Origin of the sequence: Streptomyces spinosisporus (assembly GCF_022698145.1) — a bacterium.
Lineage (GTDB): Bacteria > Actinomycetota > Actinomycetes > Streptomycetales > Streptomycetaceae > Streptomyces > Streptomyces spinosisporus.
Genome location: NZ_JALDAX010000002.1, coordinates 52338 through 66409, shown reverse-complemented (window position 1 = coordinate 66409; position 14072 = coordinate 52338). Strand labels below are relative to the sequence as shown.

The 14072-nt window shown below is 69.3% G+C and carries 12 protein-coding genes and 1 pseudogene; 9 read left to right on the top strand and 4 right to left on the bottom strand.

The genetic code is table 11. From position 1 onward, the window contains the following. Positions 1–42 precede the first annotated feature (42 nt). From mreC to MQN93_RS05535, 6 genes are all read left to right on the top strand, one after another. Positions 43–987 (top strand): rod shape-determining protein MreC, encoded by a 945-nt coding sequence (mreC, locus tag MQN93_RS05560; RefSeq protein ID WP_037782410.1) that lies wholly within the window; start codon positions 43–45, stop codon positions 985–987. A gap of 13 nt (positions 988–1000) precedes the next feature. Continuing rightward, on the top strand, positions 1001–1678 hold the full coding sequence (mreD, locus tag MQN93_RS05555) for a rod shape-determining protein MreD (protein WP_016435189.1): 678 nt from the start codon (positions 1001–1003) through the stop codon (positions 1676–1678). 80 nt (positions 1679–1758) lie between these two features. After that, a complete protein-coding gene (mrdA, locus tag MQN93_RS05550) occupies positions 1759–4011 on the top strand; it encodes a penicillin-binding protein 2 (RefSeq protein WP_242708564.1) in 2253 nt (750 codons plus the stop codon). Further along, positions 4008–5207: a rod shape-determining protein RodA gene (rodA, locus tag MQN93_RS05545; RefSeq protein WP_242708563.1), complete on the top strand. Its 1200-nt coding sequence runs from the start codon at positions 4008–4010 to the stop codon at positions 5205–5207. The genes mrdA and rodA overlap by 4 nt, the downstream gene beginning before the upstream one ends. Before the next feature lie 126 nt (positions 5208–5333). After that, positions 5334–6878: a CYTH and CHAD domain-containing protein gene (locus MQN93_RS05540; RefSeq protein ID WP_242708562.1), complete on the top strand. Its 1545-nt coding sequence runs from the start codon at positions 5334–5336 to the stop codon at positions 6876–6878. A 125-nt stretch (positions 6879–7003) separates the two neighbouring features. Beyond that, complete coding sequence (locus MQN93_RS05535) at positions 7004–8983, top strand: TIGR03960 family B12-binding radical SAM protein (protein ID WP_242708561.1); 1980 nt, start codon at positions 7004–7006, stop codon at positions 8981–8983. A gap of 207 nt (positions 8984–9190) precedes the next feature. Here MQN93_RS05535 and MQN93_RS05530 read toward each other — a convergent pair. After that, a pseudogene (locus MQN93_RS05530) lies at positions 9191–10556 on the bottom strand (NAD(P)-binding domain-containing protein). 159 nt (positions 10557–10715) lie between these two features. On the opposite strand from MQN93_RS05530, the gene MQN93_RS05525 reads away from it, so the two are divergent. Further along, complete coding sequence (locus tag MQN93_RS05525; protein WP_242708560.1) at positions 10716–11093, top strand: ArsR/SmtB family transcription factor; 378 nt, start codon at positions 10716–10718, stop codon at positions 11091–11093. A gap of 58 nt (positions 11094–11151) precedes the next feature. Here the strand turns inward: MQN93_RS05525 and MQN93_RS05520 are convergent, their stop codons facing one another. Both MQN93_RS05520 and MQN93_RS05515 read right to left on the bottom strand, forming a co-directional pair. Beyond that, positions 11152–11940 carry an aquaporin gene (locus MQN93_RS05520; RefSeq protein ID WP_242708559.1) on the bottom strand — a complete coding sequence of 263 codons (789 nt, stop codon included), beginning with the start codon at positions 11938–11940 and terminating at the stop codon, positions 11152–11154. Positions 11941–11977: 37 nt separating this feature from the next. After that, entirely contained in the window at positions 11978–12286 is a 309-nt protein-coding gene (locus MQN93_RS05515; protein ID WP_016435197.1) for an ArsR/SmtB family transcription factor, read from the bottom strand. 102 nt (positions 12287–12388) lie between these two features. Here MQN93_RS05515 and MQN93_RS05510 point away from each other — a divergent pair, with 102 nt between their 5' ends. Continuing rightward, positions 12389–12802: an arsenate reductase ArsC gene (locus MQN93_RS05510; protein WP_242708558.1), complete on the top strand. Its 414-nt coding sequence runs from the start codon at positions 12389–12391 to the stop codon at positions 12800–12802. Positions 12803–13245: 443 nt separating this feature from the next. Here MQN93_RS05510 and MQN93_RS05505 read toward each other — a convergent pair whose 3' ends face one another. Beyond that, the gene (locus tag MQN93_RS05505) at positions 13246–13542 is read right to left on the bottom strand and encodes a hypothetical protein (protein WP_242708557.1); all 297 of its coding nucleotides are present in this window, start codon (positions 13540–13542) and stop codon (positions 13246–13248) included. Here MQN93_RS05505 and MQN93_RS05500 point away from each other — a divergent pair. Beyond that, positions 13541–13726 (top strand): hypothetical protein, encoded by a 186-nt coding sequence (locus tag MQN93_RS05500; RefSeq protein ID WP_242708556.1) that lies wholly within the window; start codon positions 13541–13543, stop codon positions 13724–13726. The genes MQN93_RS05505 and MQN93_RS05500 overlap by 2 nt on opposite strands. Positions 13727–14072: the final 346 nt, after the last annotated feature.

Genomic DNA, 14072 nt, shown 5'->3' with positions numbered 1-14072 from the left:
AAACCTCTGCACATTCCTATGAGGAAGGCACGGCCGCCGCACGTGAGGGACACACGAGAGAGCCGGCTGCTCCTGGTGCTGCTGATCGCCATCGCGTTCGCACTGATCACGGTGGACATCCGCGGTGGGGAGGACTCACCGGTCGACGGTGCCCGCCAGATGGCGGCCACGGTGTTCGGGCCGGTGGAGGACGGTGTGTCGACGGCGGTCAACCCCGTCGGCGACGCCGTCTCCGCGATCCGTGACTCGGGCACCCGGCACGACCGCCTCGCCCGCCTGGAGAAGGAGAACGCGGCCCTCAAGGCGAAGCTGGGCAGCGACGACCGCAACGCCAGCCGCCTCAAGCAGCTCGACAAGATGCTGAAGGTCTCCGCGGAGGGGCAGTACGGCATCAAGGGCGCCCAGGTCATCGCCATAGGAGCGGCCCAGGGCTTCTCCTGGACGATCACCATCGACGTCGGCGCCAACGACGGCATCAAGCGCGACATGACGGTCCTCAACGGCGACGGTCTGGTCGGCCGGGTCACCAACGTCGGCCCCGACGTCTCGACCGTGCTCCTCGCCAACGACCCGGACTTCTCCGTCGGCACCCGCATGGAGAACAGCGACGAACTGGGCTTCGCCTCCGGACAGGGCGACCGCCCGCTGCGCGTCGAACTGCTCAACAGCAAGGCCGACGTGAAGAAGGGCGACCGCCTGGTCACCTTCGGCTCCGAGGCCGACAAGCCCTTCGTGCCGGGCGTCCCGGTCGGCGTGGTCTCCCGCGTCGACCCGTCCGGCGGGGCCCTGACCCGCACCCTCTACATCACGCCCTACGTCAGCTTCACCAAGCTCGACATCGTCGGCGTGGTCGTCCAGGCCCCGAAGAAGGATCCGCGCGACACGGTGCTGCCGAAGAAACCCCAGCCGACCCCCACCCCGACGGTGACCGTCACCGTCACCCCGTCGGCGAACGCGCCGATCGACGGCCAGACCGAGCAGCAGTAGGAGCTGAATCCCCATGCGCGTCAACCGGATCCTGCTCTCTACGGCCCTGATCGTCGTGGCCATGGTGATCCAGGTCAGCGTCCTGGCCCGGCTCCATCTGCCGGGCGCCGTACCCGACTTGCTGCTGCTGACCGTCCTCGGCCTCGCCCTGGTCTACGGCCACGTCGGCGGCTGTCTCGTCGGCTTCGGCGCCGGTCTGCTCGCCGACCTCGCACCGCCCGCCGACCACGCCGCCGGACGCTACGCCCTGGTGCTGTGCGTCATCGGCTATCTCGCCGGCCTCGTCAAACCGGACAACGGGCGACTGAAGTCGGCCACCGGCCCCATGGTCGTCGTGGTCGCCGCCGCCCTCGGCACGACCCTGCTCTACGCCGGCGTCGGCGCCCTCGTCGGCGACACCGCCGCCCGGCATGTCGGCCTCGCGAGCCTGCTGTTCACGGCCGCGCTCTACGACCTGCTGCTCGCCCCCTTCGTGGTCCCCGGGATCATGTTCCTGGCCCGGCGCGCGGACAACGACCCGCTCGCCGAGACCAGCTCGTCCTCGAAGAAGGCGACCGACATCTCCTCCGGCTGGATCTCCACCGGGACCGGCCTCAAGCTCGGCAGCCAGCGCGGACTCGGCGGCCTGAAGACCAAGGCCCGCACCCGCACCACGCGCGTGGGACGCATCAAGGGGGTCAAGAGGCTGTGAGGGCGCGCGAGTCGGTGGCCGCCGTTCACAGGTCCGTCGGCTATGACACACACACGCACTGAGAGGGGGAGGCAACCGCAGTGACCAATATCCCCGAGACCGGACGGACCCCACGGGTCCAGATCCGACTCGTCGTCATCCAGATCCTCGTCCTCTCCCTGCTCGGCACCCTCGGCGGCCGCCTGTGGTACCTGCAGATCCGGGAGGGCTCCGAGTACGCCAAGGAGGCGTCCGGCAACCACGTCCAGCAGGTCGTCCAGCCCGCCGTGCGCGGCTCGATCCTGGACGCGCGCGGCGTGCCGATCGCCGACAACGAGACCCGGCTCGTGGTCTCCGCCTCCCGCACCGACCTGCTGAAGATGAAGGACGACGGCAAGGCCGTCCTCACCAAGCTGGCCGGCGTCCTGGGCATGACGCCCAAGGAGGTCATGCAGCGGGTACGGCTGTGCGACGCCAAGACGCCGCAGCCGTGCTGGAACGGCTCGCCCTACCAGCCGATCCCCATCACCGACGAGGCCACGCCCCGCCAGGCCATGCAGATCCGCGAGCGCGCCGAGGACTTCCCCGGCATCACCGCCGAACCCGAGGCGCTGCGCCGCTACCCGGCCCCCGGCAAGGCCAACACCTCCCAGGTCCTCGGCTACCTCTCGCCGGTCACCGACGAGGAGATCACCAAGGCGCAGAACACCGACTCGCCGTATCTGCGCTCCGACCAGGTCGGCCGCAGCGGCCTGGAGCGCCAGTACGACAAGGAGCTGCGCGGCAAGGCCGGCGTCACCCGCTACGAGGTGGACAACCTCGGGCGCGTCATCGGCAAGGCCAAGTCCGATCCCGCCCAGGCCGGTTCCACCCTCGTCACCAGCATCGACTCCCGCGTCCAGCGGGTCGCCGAGTACGAGCTGGACACGGCGATGAAGGCCGCCCGCAAGCAGTTCGACAAGATCACCGGCGAGAACTACAAGGCCGACTCCGGCGCCGTCGTCGTGATGGAGGCCAAGACCGGCCGCGTCGTCGCCATGGCGTCCGCGCCGACCTACGACCCGAACGTCTGGGTCGGCGGCATCTCCGCCAAGGACTACCAGAAGCTCACCGGCAAGGGTTCCGACTACCCGCTGCTGAACCGCGCCATACAGGGTCAGTCCGCGCCCGGTTCGACCTTCAAGGTGGTCTCCACGGCCGCCGCTGTCGAGGCCGGCTACGAGTGGGACGGCGGCTACCCCTGCACCAGCTCGTACTCGGTGGGCGGCCAGGTCTTCAAGAACTTCGAGGGCGAGAGCTTCGGCCCCATCTCGCTGGGCCGGGCGCTCGAGGTCTCCTGCGACACCGTCTTCTACGGCCTCGCCGACCGCGAGTGGAAGAAGGACGGCGGCATCAACCCCAAGAAGGGCCAGCCCAAGGACTACTTCTACAAGGCGGCCCACCAGTTCGGCCTCGGCAAGGAGACCGGCATCGACCTCCCGAACGAGGTCACCGGCCGCGTCCCGGACCGCCAGTGGAAGCAGGACTACTGGGAGGCCAACAAGGACGCCTGGTGCAAGTCCGGCAAGAAGAACGGCAGTTACGTCGAGAAGATCGCCTACGAGAACTGCCTCGAGGGCAACAAGATGCGCGAGGGCGACTCGATCAACTACTCCATCGGCCAGGGCGACACCCTGCTCACGCCGATCCAGGAGGCCATGATCTACGGCGCGCTCGCCAACGGCGGCACCGAGTACGTCCCCACCATCGGCAAGGCGATCATCAGCGCCGACGGCAAGACGGTCAAGGAGATCAAGCCGAAGGTCAAGGCGAAGCTCCCGATCAGCCAGGCCACGCACAAGGGCATCGACAAGGCCCTCGCGGGCGTGGTCACCAGCGGTACCGCCGCCTGGAAGTTCCAGGGCTGGCCGCAGGACAAGATCACGCTGCACGCCAAGACCGGTACCGCCGAGGTCTACGGCAAGCAGACCACCTCATGGCTCGCCACGTACTCCAAGGACTACACGGTCATCATGACCATCGCCCAGGCCGGTACGGGTTCGGGCGCCTCCGGTGAGGCCGTCCGCAACATCTACAGCGCCCTCTACGGCGTCCAGGGCGACGGCTCCATCGACAAGAAGAAGGCGCTGCTGCCCACCCCGCAGAAGGGCCTGCCCAAGGTCAAGACCGACGGCACGATCGACTCCCCGAAGGTCGCCAAGGACCCCGTCAAGGACCTGAAGAAGGCCCAGCGGCAGGGTGAGACCCCGCCGGACGAGACCCAGCCGGGCGCCACCACGGCCACACCCACCTCGACCAACCGGAACACCCGCAGGCGGCCGCGCAGGCGAGGCAGCCGGAGGATGCTCACATGACCGGTGCCAACGGCTTCTCCGTCTCCGGGTACGGACCGCGGCGCGCGGGCTGGACACGGGTCTTCGCCCGCGACTCCCTCGCCCGCCGACTCGACTGGCCGATACTGCTCGCCGCGATCGCGCTGTCGCTGATCGGCACGGTCCTGGTCTACTCGGCCACCCGCAACCGCACCGAGATCAACCAGGGCGACCCGTACTACTTCCTCATCCGGCACCTGATGAACACCGGCATCGGCTTCGCCCTGATGGTCGTCACGGTCTGGATCGGCCACCGCGCCCTGCGCACCGCCATCCCGATCCTGTACGGCCTCTCGGTCCTGCTGATCCTGCTGGTGCTCACCCCGCTGGGCTCCACGGTCAACGGCGCGCACTCCTGGATCGTGCTCGGCGGCGGCTTCTCCCTGCAGCCCTCGGAGTTCGTGAAGATCACGATCATCCTGGGCATGGCGATGCTGCTGGCCGCCCGCGTCGACGCGGGCGACAAGACCTACCCCGACAACCGCACCGTGCTGCAGGCCCTCGGCCTGGCCGCCGTACCGATACTGATCGTCCTGCTGATGCCGGACCTCGGGTCGGTCATGGTCATGGTGATCATCATCCTCGGAGTGCTGCTCGCCTCCGGCGCCTCCAACCGCTGGGTGTTCGGCCTCATCACCGCCGGCGCCGTCGGCGCCATTGCCGTATGGCAGCTGCACGTCCTGGACGACTACCAGATCAACCGCTTCGCGGCCTTCGCCAACCCCGCGCTCGACCCGGCGGGCGTCGGCTACAACACCAACCAGGCCCGGATCGCCATCGGTTCGGGCGGACTGACCGGCGCGGGCCTCTTCCACGGCTCGCAGACCACCGGCCAGTTCGTGCCCGAGCAGCAGACGGACTTCGTCTTCACGGTCGCGGGGGAGGAGCTCGGCTTCGTCGGCGCCGGCCTGATCATCGTGCTCCTCGGCGTGATCCTGTGGCGGGCCTGCCGCATCGCCCGCGACTCGACCGAGCTCTACGGCACGGTCGTCGCCGCCGGGATCGTCGCCTGGTTCGCCTTCCAGGTCTTCGAGAACGTCGGAATGACCCTCGGCATCATGCCGGTGACCGGCCTGCCGCTGCCGTTCGTCTCCTACGGCGGCTCGTCGATGTTCGCCGTGTGGATGGCGGTGGGGCTGCTGCAGTCCATCACCGCACAGCGGCCCATGTCGGCGTAGCCAGGCTCATGTCGGCGTAGCCAGGCCCATGTCGGCCTGGCGAACCGCCTGTTGTACCCGTGTTTCCCCGGGATTCATCCGGGAGCGGCCCTGCCCCTCCCGGATGAATCCCATTACATTCGGCACATGGCGGACACCAAGCGCGAGATCGAGCGGAAATACGAGTCCGACGACAGCGGCCTGCCCGACCTGACCGGCGTCGCCGGCGTCGACGCCGTCGTCGACAAGGGCGTCGCCCATCTGGACGCCACCTACTACGACACCGCCGACGAACGCCTGGCCGCCGCCGCGATCACACTGCGCCGCCGCACCGGCGGCTCCGACGCGGGCTGGCACCTGAAGTTCCCCGTCGGCCCCGGCGTCCGCGACGAGATCCACGCCCCGCTCTCCGACACCCTCCCGGCCGGCCTCGCCGCCCTGCTCCGCTCCAGGGTCCGCGGGGCCGAACTGCGGCCCGTGGTCCGGCTCCGCTCCGACCGGGACATCCGCGACCTCGTGGACGCCGGGGGACGCCTGCTGGCCGAGGTCGCCGTGGACGCCGTACATGCGGAGCGGCTCACCGGCGACGGCGGAGTCGCCCAGTGGACCGAACTGGAGGTGGAGCTCGCCGACGGCGGCGACCCGGCCTTCCTCGACCAGGTCGACGCACGGCTGCGCGAGGCGGGCGTACGGCCCTCCGCGTCGTCGTCGAAGCTGGCCCGGGCGCTGGCGGAGACGGCGCCCGAGCCTGCTTCGACGTCGAAGGACGGCAGGAAGAAGACGAAGGGCGGCACGAAGAAGCAGAAGAAGCCCCGGGCCCCGAAGACCGCGGGCGATCATGTCCTCGCCTATGTCCGTGAGCAGCGCGACGCCCTCATGGCACTCGATCCGGCCGTACGGCAGGACGTGTACGACTCCGTGCACCGCATGCGCGTCGCCACCCGGCGGATGCGCAGCGCCTTCCGCTCCTACGGCAAGGTGCTCGACCGGACCGTCACCGACGCCGTCGGCGAGGAGCTGAAGTGGCTGGCCGGTGAGCTCGGGGTGGACCGGGACGCGGAGGTCCTGACCGAACGCCTCACGGCCGGTCTCGACGAGCTGCCGGGGACCCTGCTCTCCGGCCCGGTCCGCACCCGGCTGCACACCTGGACCAACGCCCGGCGCGGCGGATCGCGCCGGCGGCTGACCGGCGTACTGGACTCCCAGCGGTATCTGACGCTGCTCGACACCCTCGACGCGCTGGTCGACGAGCCGCCGCTGCTCCGGGCCGCCGCGGACCGCCCGGAGAAGGTGATCGCCAAGGCCGTACGGAAGGACTTCGGGAAGCTGTCCGACCGGGTGGAGGAGGCCCTCGCCGCGGCGGCCGGCCACGACCGCGACCTCGCCCTGCACGAGGCGCGCAAGAAGGCCAAGCGGACGCGGTACTCGGCGGAGGCGGCCGCGCCCGCCCTCGGCGGCCCGGCGACCGCGCTGACCAAGTCGATGAAGTCCCTGCAGAACCTGCTCGGCGACCACCAGGACAGCGTCATGGCCCGCGAGACCCTGCGCGAGCTGTCCGCCGTGGCGCACGCGGCGGGGGAGAGCACGTTCACCTACGGAGTGCTCTACGGCCGCGAGGAGGCACGCGCGGCGGCGGACGAGGCGGCGCTGGCGGGGGCGTGGGAGGAGGTCGTGGACGGGATGGGGGTCTGAGAGGGCGGTTCAGGCGGTCCGGGGTGGCCGTCGGGGGAGTGCGGGCGGTTCGGGGGGTCGTTCGGTCGCGTTAGGCTAGATGGTCACCCCTGTCCGATCAGTCCCAGCCCACGAAGGTTCGCGAGATGCCTGCCGAAGTCACTGCGGCCGCCGAGTCTGTGTTCCCGCAGCTCGAAGCTCTGCTCCCGCACGTGCAGAAGCCGATCCAGTACGTCGGTGGAGAGCTCAACTCCACGGTCAAGCTGTGGGAGTCCTGCGACGTGCGCTGGGCGCTGATGTACCCGGACGCCTACGAGGTCGGTCTGCCCAACCAGGGCGTCATGATCCTCTACGAGGTCCTGAACGAGCAGAAGGGCGTCCTCGCCGAGCGCACGTACAGCGTGTGGCCGGACCTGGAGTCCCTGATGCGGGAGCACGGCGTCCCGCAGTTCACGGTGGACAGCCACCGCCCGGTGAAGGCCTTCGACGTGTTCGGCCTGTCCTTCTCCACGGAGCTGGGCTACACCAACATGCTGACGGCCCTGGACCTGGCCGGCATCCCGCTGGAGTCCAAGGACCGCGGCCTCGACGACCCGATCGTGCTGGCGGGCGGCCACGCGGCCTTCAACCCCGAGCCGATCGCCGACTTCATCGACGCGGCGATCATCGGCGACGGCGAGCAGGCCGTGCTGGACATGACGGAGATCATCCGCGCTTGGAAGGCGGAGGGCCGGCCCGGCGGCCGCGAGGAGGTCCTGCTCCGCCTCGCCAAGACCGGTTCGGTGTACATCCCGGCCTTCTACAACGTCGAGTACCTGCCGGACGGCCGTATCGCCCGTGTGGTCCCGGCCCGGTCGGGCGTCCCGTGGCGCGTGTCGAAGCACACGGTGATGGACCTCGACGAGTGGCCGTACCCCAAGCAGCCCCTGGTCCCCCTGGCGGAGACGGTCCACGAGCGCATGTCGGTGGAGATCTTCCGCGGCTGCACGCGCGGCTGCCGCTTCTGCCAGGCGGGCATGATCACCCGCCCGGTCCGCGAGCGCTCCATCACCGGCATCGGCGAGATGGTGGACAAGGGCCTGAAGGCGACAGGCTTCGAGGAGGTGGGCCTGCTGTCGTTGTCGAGCGCGGACCACTCGGAGATCGGCGACATCGCGAAGGGCCTGGCGGACCGGTACGAGGAGGACAAGATCGGCCTGTCCCTCCCCTCCACGCGCGTGGACGCCTTCAACGTGGACCTGGCGAACGAACTGACGCGCAACGGCCGCCGCTCGGGCCTGACCTTCGCGCCCGAGGGCGGCTCCGAGCGCATGCGCAAGGTCATCAACAAGATGGTCTCGGAAGAGGACCTGATCAGGACCGTCTCCACCGCCTACGGCAACGGCTGGCGCCAGGTGAAGCTGTACTTCATGTGCGGCCTGCCCACGGAGACGGACGAGGACGTGCTGCAGATCGCCGACATGGCGATGAACGTGATCGCCGAGGGCCGCAAGGTCTCCGGCCAGAACGACATCCGCTGCACGGTCTCGATCGGCGGCTTCGTCCCCAAGCCCCACACCCCCTTCCAGTGGGCCCCGCAGCTGTCGGCGGAGGAGACGGACGCGCGTCTCGAAAAGCTCCGGAACAAGATCCGCGGCGACAAGAAGTACGGCCGCTCGATCGGCTTCCGCTACCACGACGGCAAGCCTGGCATCGTCGAGGGCCTGCTGTCGCGCGGCGACCGACGGGTGGGCGCGGTCATCCGCGCCGTCTACGAGGACGGCGGCCGCTTCGACGGCTGGCGCGAACACTTCTCCTACGACCGCTGGATGGCCTGCGCCGACAAGGCCCTCGCCCCCTACGGCGTGGACGTCGCCTGGTACACCACCCGCGAGCGCACCTACGAGGAAGTCCTCCCCTGGGACCACCTCGACTCCGGCCTCGACAAGGACTGGCTCTGGGAGGACTGGCAGGACTCCCTCGACGAGAGGGAGGTCGAGGACTGCCGCTGGACGCCTTGTTTTGACTGCGGGGTGTGCCCGCAAATGGACACTTCCATCCAAATCGGACCTACTGGGAAGAAGTTGCTACCGCTGACGGTGAAGAATGCCGGGCCGACGGCGGCAGCGAGTGGGCACTCTCACTGAGGTGGGTGTGGGTCTCGATCGGGTGGGTTGACGCGTCGGCGGAGGGTTCGGCGACGGCGGAGGCCGGCTGGTGGGGGCCCGGAGCAGGGTGAGGTCTTCGCGGACCATGCCTTGTGTTGCCGTGGGCGTGAGCGGGTGAGCCGATTGTCGTCACCGCAAGGGGGTTCGTCGCGGCCTCGGTGTGGGTGCCTGTCAGTCGGCAGATCGTCAGCAGCCGCCCGACGTGGTGGGTGCGCCGATGCCGATCTGCAGGGTGGTCGGGGCGGCGCAGCAGCCGCCGCCTTCGCCACTCTGGGCCGCGTCGGGGTCGTCGTAGAGGCCCGCGCCGCCGCACACACCGGTCTCGGGCAGGGTCAGTTCCACCCGCTCGGCGGCCTCACGGTCGCCGGCGATGGCGGCGGCGATGGAGCGGACCTGCTCGTAGCCGGTCATGGCCAGGAAGGTCGGAGCGCGGCCGTAGGACTTCATGCCGACCAGATAGACGCCCTGTTCGGGGTGGGAAGAGCTCGTTGGCGCCGTGGGGGTAGACGGTGCCGCAGGAGTGGACGTTGGGGTCGATGAGCGGGGCCAGGGCGGTCGGGGCCTGGAGGCGCTCGTCGAGGCCGAGGCGGACCTCGGAGAGGAAGGACAGGTCGGGGCGGAAGCCGGTCAGCACGATGACCTCGTCGACGGGGTCCAGACGGCGGCCGTCCTCGGCGACGAGCACGAGCCGGTCACCCTCGCGTTCGACTGCCTGCGTGCGGAAGCCCGTGACCGCGCCGGCGTGACCGGCGTCGACGGCTGCCTTGGCGCGCAGGCCCAAAGCTCCGCGAGCGGGGAGCTGGTCGGCTTCGCCGCCGCCGTAGGTACTGGCGCCGATGCCGCGGCGCAGGATCCACGCCGTGTGCGTGCCCGGCTCGTCGGTGGCCAGGTCGGCGAGGTGGGCGAGTGCGGTGAAGGCGGAGGCCCCGGAGCCGATGACGGCGGTGCGCTTGCCCGCGTACCGGGCGCGGGCGGTGGGGTTTTTGAGGTCGGGTACGCGGTAGGAGATCCGGTCGGCTGCCGTCTTCTCGCCGAGGGCGGGCAGACCGTCGGCACCCATGGGGCTGGGGATGGCCCACGTGCCGGAGGCGTCGATGACGGCGCGCGCGGTGAGGCGCTCCTCGCGACCGTCGGCCGTCTGGATGTGGACGGTGAAGGGCTGCTGGTCGCGATCGGCGTCGACGATGCGGTCCCGTCCCGCGCGGGCCACGCCGGTCACGGTCGCGCCGTATCGAACCTTGTCGCCCAGGACGTCGGCGAGGGGCTGGAGGTAGAGCTCCGCCCAGTCGCCGCCGGTGGGGTAGGTGGCGCCGTCGGGGCGGCTCCAGCCGGTGGGGGCGAGGAGCTTTTCGGCGGCAGGGTCGGTGACTTCCGCCCACGGAGAGAACAGCCGGACGTGCATCCAGTCGCGTACGGCGGTCGCGGCTGAGGGTCCGGCTTCGAGGACCAGCGCTTCGAGGCCGCGCTCGACGAGGTGAGCGGCGGCGGCCAGGCCTATGGGACCGGCTCCGATGACCACGGCGGGTAGCTGGTCGGTGGTGGACGCGTTCACTGTGCTCCCCTTTGATTCGACGTCTGTCGATGTATCGTGCTCGCCCAGGGTGGCACTCGTATCGATGAACGTCAACATAGACATTTATCGAATCAGTGGGGTAGATGATCCAGTCGCCTATCCGGGCCTCTCTGATTCGACGTATGTCAACATAGACGTATGTCGAATATGAACGCGCTGCCGCTGCTTGAGCCCGAGGTGCCCGAGGCAGTGGCGCCGTGCTGTCCGCCGCTGACCGAGCGCCCGTTCACCGCGGACGAGGCAGAGACGGCCGCGCGGATGTTCAAGGCGCTGGGCGATCCCGTGCGGCTGCGGCTGTTCACTTCGGTCGCCTCGCACGAGGGCGGCGAGGCGTGCGTATGCGACATCTCCGACGTGGGCGTCTCTCAGCCGACGGTCTCGCACCACCTGAAGAAGCTCAAGGACGCCGGGCTGCTGACTTCTGAGCGGCGTGGCACCTGGGTGTACTACCGGGTTGAGCCGTCGGTGCTGGCGGCGATGGGCAAACTGCTGACGATCGCGCCGGTCGCAGCCTGATCATCGGGTCGGGAGTCGGCCCCTGTTTCACTCGGCCCCTGTTTCACTCGCCCCTGCTTCACTCGGCGGCTTCTGGGCCGGGCCGGAAGAGGAGCGCGACGAGTGCCAGCCCGACCATGGCGCCGATCAGCTGCGCGCCGATGAAGCCGACCAACGACCCGGGTGCGATGCCCGCGAAGGTGTCGCTGAAGGTGCGGCCGATGGTCACCGCCGGGTTGGCGAAGGACGTCGATGAGGTGAACCAGTAGGCGGCGCCGATGTAGGAGGCGACGGCCACGGGGGCGAACCGGAGCCGGTCGGTGCGGGCCAGGCCGAAGATCAGCAGAATCAGCCCGGCCGTGGCGACCACCTCTCCGAGCAGCAGGTGCCCGGCGGACCGGTCGTGCGTGGACCACTCCACCAGCGGCTTGCCGAACATCGCGTCCGCCAGGAACGCGCCCGCGATCGCGCCCACGATCTGTGCGGGTACGTAGACGGCCGCCTCGCGGATTGTCACGCCCGGGCCGCCGCGCCGCCCCGTCCACCACTCGGCCAGCGTGACCACAGGGTTGAAGTGCGCGCCGGAGACGGGGCCGAGCAGCAGGATCAGCACGCCGAGGCCGAAGATGGTGGCGAGGGAGTTGGCGAGCAACTGCACCCCGACGTCCTTGGTCAGTTCGGTGGCCTGGATGCCGGAGCCGATGACGACGGCGACGAGAGCGGCAGTGCCGATGAGTTCGGCGGCGGCTCGGGCGGCCGGTGGCCTGCGAGGCGGGGTGGCGCCCGGAGCGGGCTGCGGTTCGGCTGCTGGTATCGGTTCGGTCGCTGGTGTCGGTGACTCGGTGGCGGCCTCGGGCGTGGCGGTCAACAAAGACTCCTTGGTGCAGTCGCCGGGGCGGCGAGGATCAGGGGCAGGACCGCTTGTTGTCGGCGGCGGCGCGGGCGGACTCGGCCAGGTCGGCGAAGCGGCCGGCGAGCGAGGCGATGACATCCGCGCGCAGCTTGTAGTAGGTGAACCGGCCGCACGGCTCCGTCTCCACGACCCCGGCCTCGCGCAGCACCTTCAGGTGGTTGGAGAGGTTGGTCTGCTTGGCACCGGTCTCCTCCACGAGGTGGGTGGTGCACAGCGTCTCTTTGGCGAGCAGGGTGACGATGCGGAGCCTGAGCGGGTCGGCCAGGACGCGGATCAGATCAGTGTCGACTGACGTCAGCATGCGCTGATACTCTCACATCAGTGGTGACTGACATCACTGGGTGCTGATGAGTTCGTGCCCTCCTGTTCCGCCGTGCAGGCGGGAGATCAAGAGAGACCTCTGATGTCCGACAAGCCCTCTGTGCTCTTCGTCTGTGTCCACAACGCCGGCCGCTCGCAGATGGCCGCGGCGTGGCTGAGTCACCTGTCCGAGGGGCACGTCGAAGTCCGATCGGCGGGTTCCAGTCCGGGCGACAAGGTCAACCCCGCCGCCGTCGCGGTCATGGCCGAGGTGGGCATCGACATCTCTGCCGAGATTCCGAAGATCCTGACCGTGGACGCGGTCAGGGAATCGGACGTCTGCATCACCATGGGCTGTGGCGACACCTGCCCGGTCTTCCCCGGCAAGCGGTACCTGGACTGGCAGTTGGACGACCCGGCCGGCCAGGGCGTGGAGGCGGTCCGTCCCATCCGCGACGAGATCGAACGCCGCGTCCGCGGACTCCTCGACGAACTCGGCGTACCTGCGCGGCTGTGACCGCGTAAGGCGCCCTCTCAGAAGGTTTCAGCGAAGTCGTCTTCCTTGTTCTCACAGCCCAGCAGCCGTTGGAGCCGACGGTGATCGCGGTGTAATTCGCGCCTGGTATCCACGCAAACGCTGTTCCGGAACCCGCAGGCCCGGCACCGGCCACCCACGTGGTGCTGCCGTCGGCTGTGCGGTCAATACGCGGTTGTTCGGCGGCTGGTCACGGTGCCTCGTGGTTGAGGTGGGCGAGGCCGTTGAGGGAGCTGCGCAGAGCTGGATCCGGGGTGGGGGTGGTGATCAAAAGGTGACTTCCAGGAGATCGGTGACGAGCCGGACGAGTTCGTTCGCCGAGTGGGCGCACGTGCCGTAGGTGTCGTGTTGGGTCACCGGTCGACCCTATGTCGGGCGCTCGGTGTCCAGTCTGGGAGCACTGCGTGGGGCATGTGGGAGATGACTCAGCCGGGAACGCGCTCGTGCCAGTGGCGCAGGGGGGCGATGCGGATGGGTCGGGCCCATAGCAGTGGAGCTCCACCCGGCCGCGCGAGGACTCCGCCCTGACCCGGGACCCCGCAGAACCACAAGGTGTCGCTGTCCCGGACGTAGCGCCAGCGGAAGTTAAGGGCTACGACGGACTGGATGAACACCGTGTTGGAGTCCTTGGGGCGCAGCTGCACTACCGGGCCGCCCAGCCCTGCCGGCAGGACATTGACCCGGTAGGGCTTCCAGGGGTAGCGGCGCAGACGTGAGCGCATGCGTGCCGAGTTGTATGTCATGCAGATCCCGAACAGCGATGCGCTGATGCAGAGCACCCAGAGGACGGCCATGATCGAGCCGAGCCAGTTCCTGTCCGAGGCGTCGGCGGTGATTCCGATCCATGGGCTGCCGACGGTTCCTGCCGTGCCTCCGCACAGCCATGTCCAGGCATGCCGCCGGTAGTGCCGAGAACTGAGTTGCGTCTCAGGGTGTCCCCAGGCAACCAACTCCATTCGGTATGCACCACTACGGTTCGACGCTCTGCGATGTCGGCTGGGCACCCTCCGCCTCCTTGAGGTGGTTGATTCCCACGTCGGTGGCCGCCGAAAGATGTCGGCTCGTACGGCGTCACCTGACTGGCGTCTTCGGTTCGCCGGAGGGCGGGGCGCTTTCTAGCGTGGCGGTATTCGCTGCGGAGGAGGCGTGTATGCCGGGGAGTGATCCGTCGGTGGGTGGAGGTCCGGAGGGTGGTCCGCAGTGGGGGGCCCGGTCGGAAGGGGCTCCGTCGTCCGCCGGGACGTGGGGGGCT

Bases quoted from the DNA above. Each gene is read 5' to 3' on its own strand.
- mreD (WP_016435189.1), top strand. From the start codon at position 1,001: ATGCGCGTCAACCGGATCCTGCTCTCTACGGCCCTGATCGTCGTGGCC.
- rodA (WP_242708563.1), top strand. From the start codon at position 4,008: ATGACCGGTGCCAACGGCTTCTCCGTCTCCGGGTACGGACCGCGGCGC.
- MQN93_RS05540 (WP_242708562.1), top strand. From the start codon at position 5,334: ATGGCGGACACCAAGCGCGAGATCGAGCGGAAATACGAGTCCGACGAC.
- MQN93_RS05535 (WP_242708561.1), top strand. From the start codon at position 7,004: ATGCCTGCCGAAGTCACTGCGGCCGCCGAGTCTGTGTTCCCGCAGCTC.
- MQN93_RS05525 (WP_242708560.1), top strand. From the start codon at position 10,716: ATGTCGAATATGAACGCGCTGCCGCTGCTTGAGCCCGAGGTGCCCGAG.
- MQN93_RS05515 (WP_016435197.1), bottom strand. From the start codon at position 12,286: ATGCTGACGTCAGTCGACACTGATCTGATCCGCGTCCTGGCCGACCCG.
- MQN93_RS05510 (WP_242708558.1), top strand. From the start codon at position 12,389: ATGTCCGACAAGCCCTCTGTGCTCTTCGTCTGTGTCCACAACGCCGGC.
- MQN93_RS05500 (WP_242708556.1), top strand. From the start codon at position 13,541: ATGCGTGCCGAGTTGTATGTCATGCAGATCCCGAACAGCGATGCGCTG.
- MQN93_RS05505 (WP_242708557.1), bottom strand. From the start codon at position 13,542: ATGCGCTCACGTCTGCGCCGCTACCCCTGGAAGCCCTACCGGGTCAAT.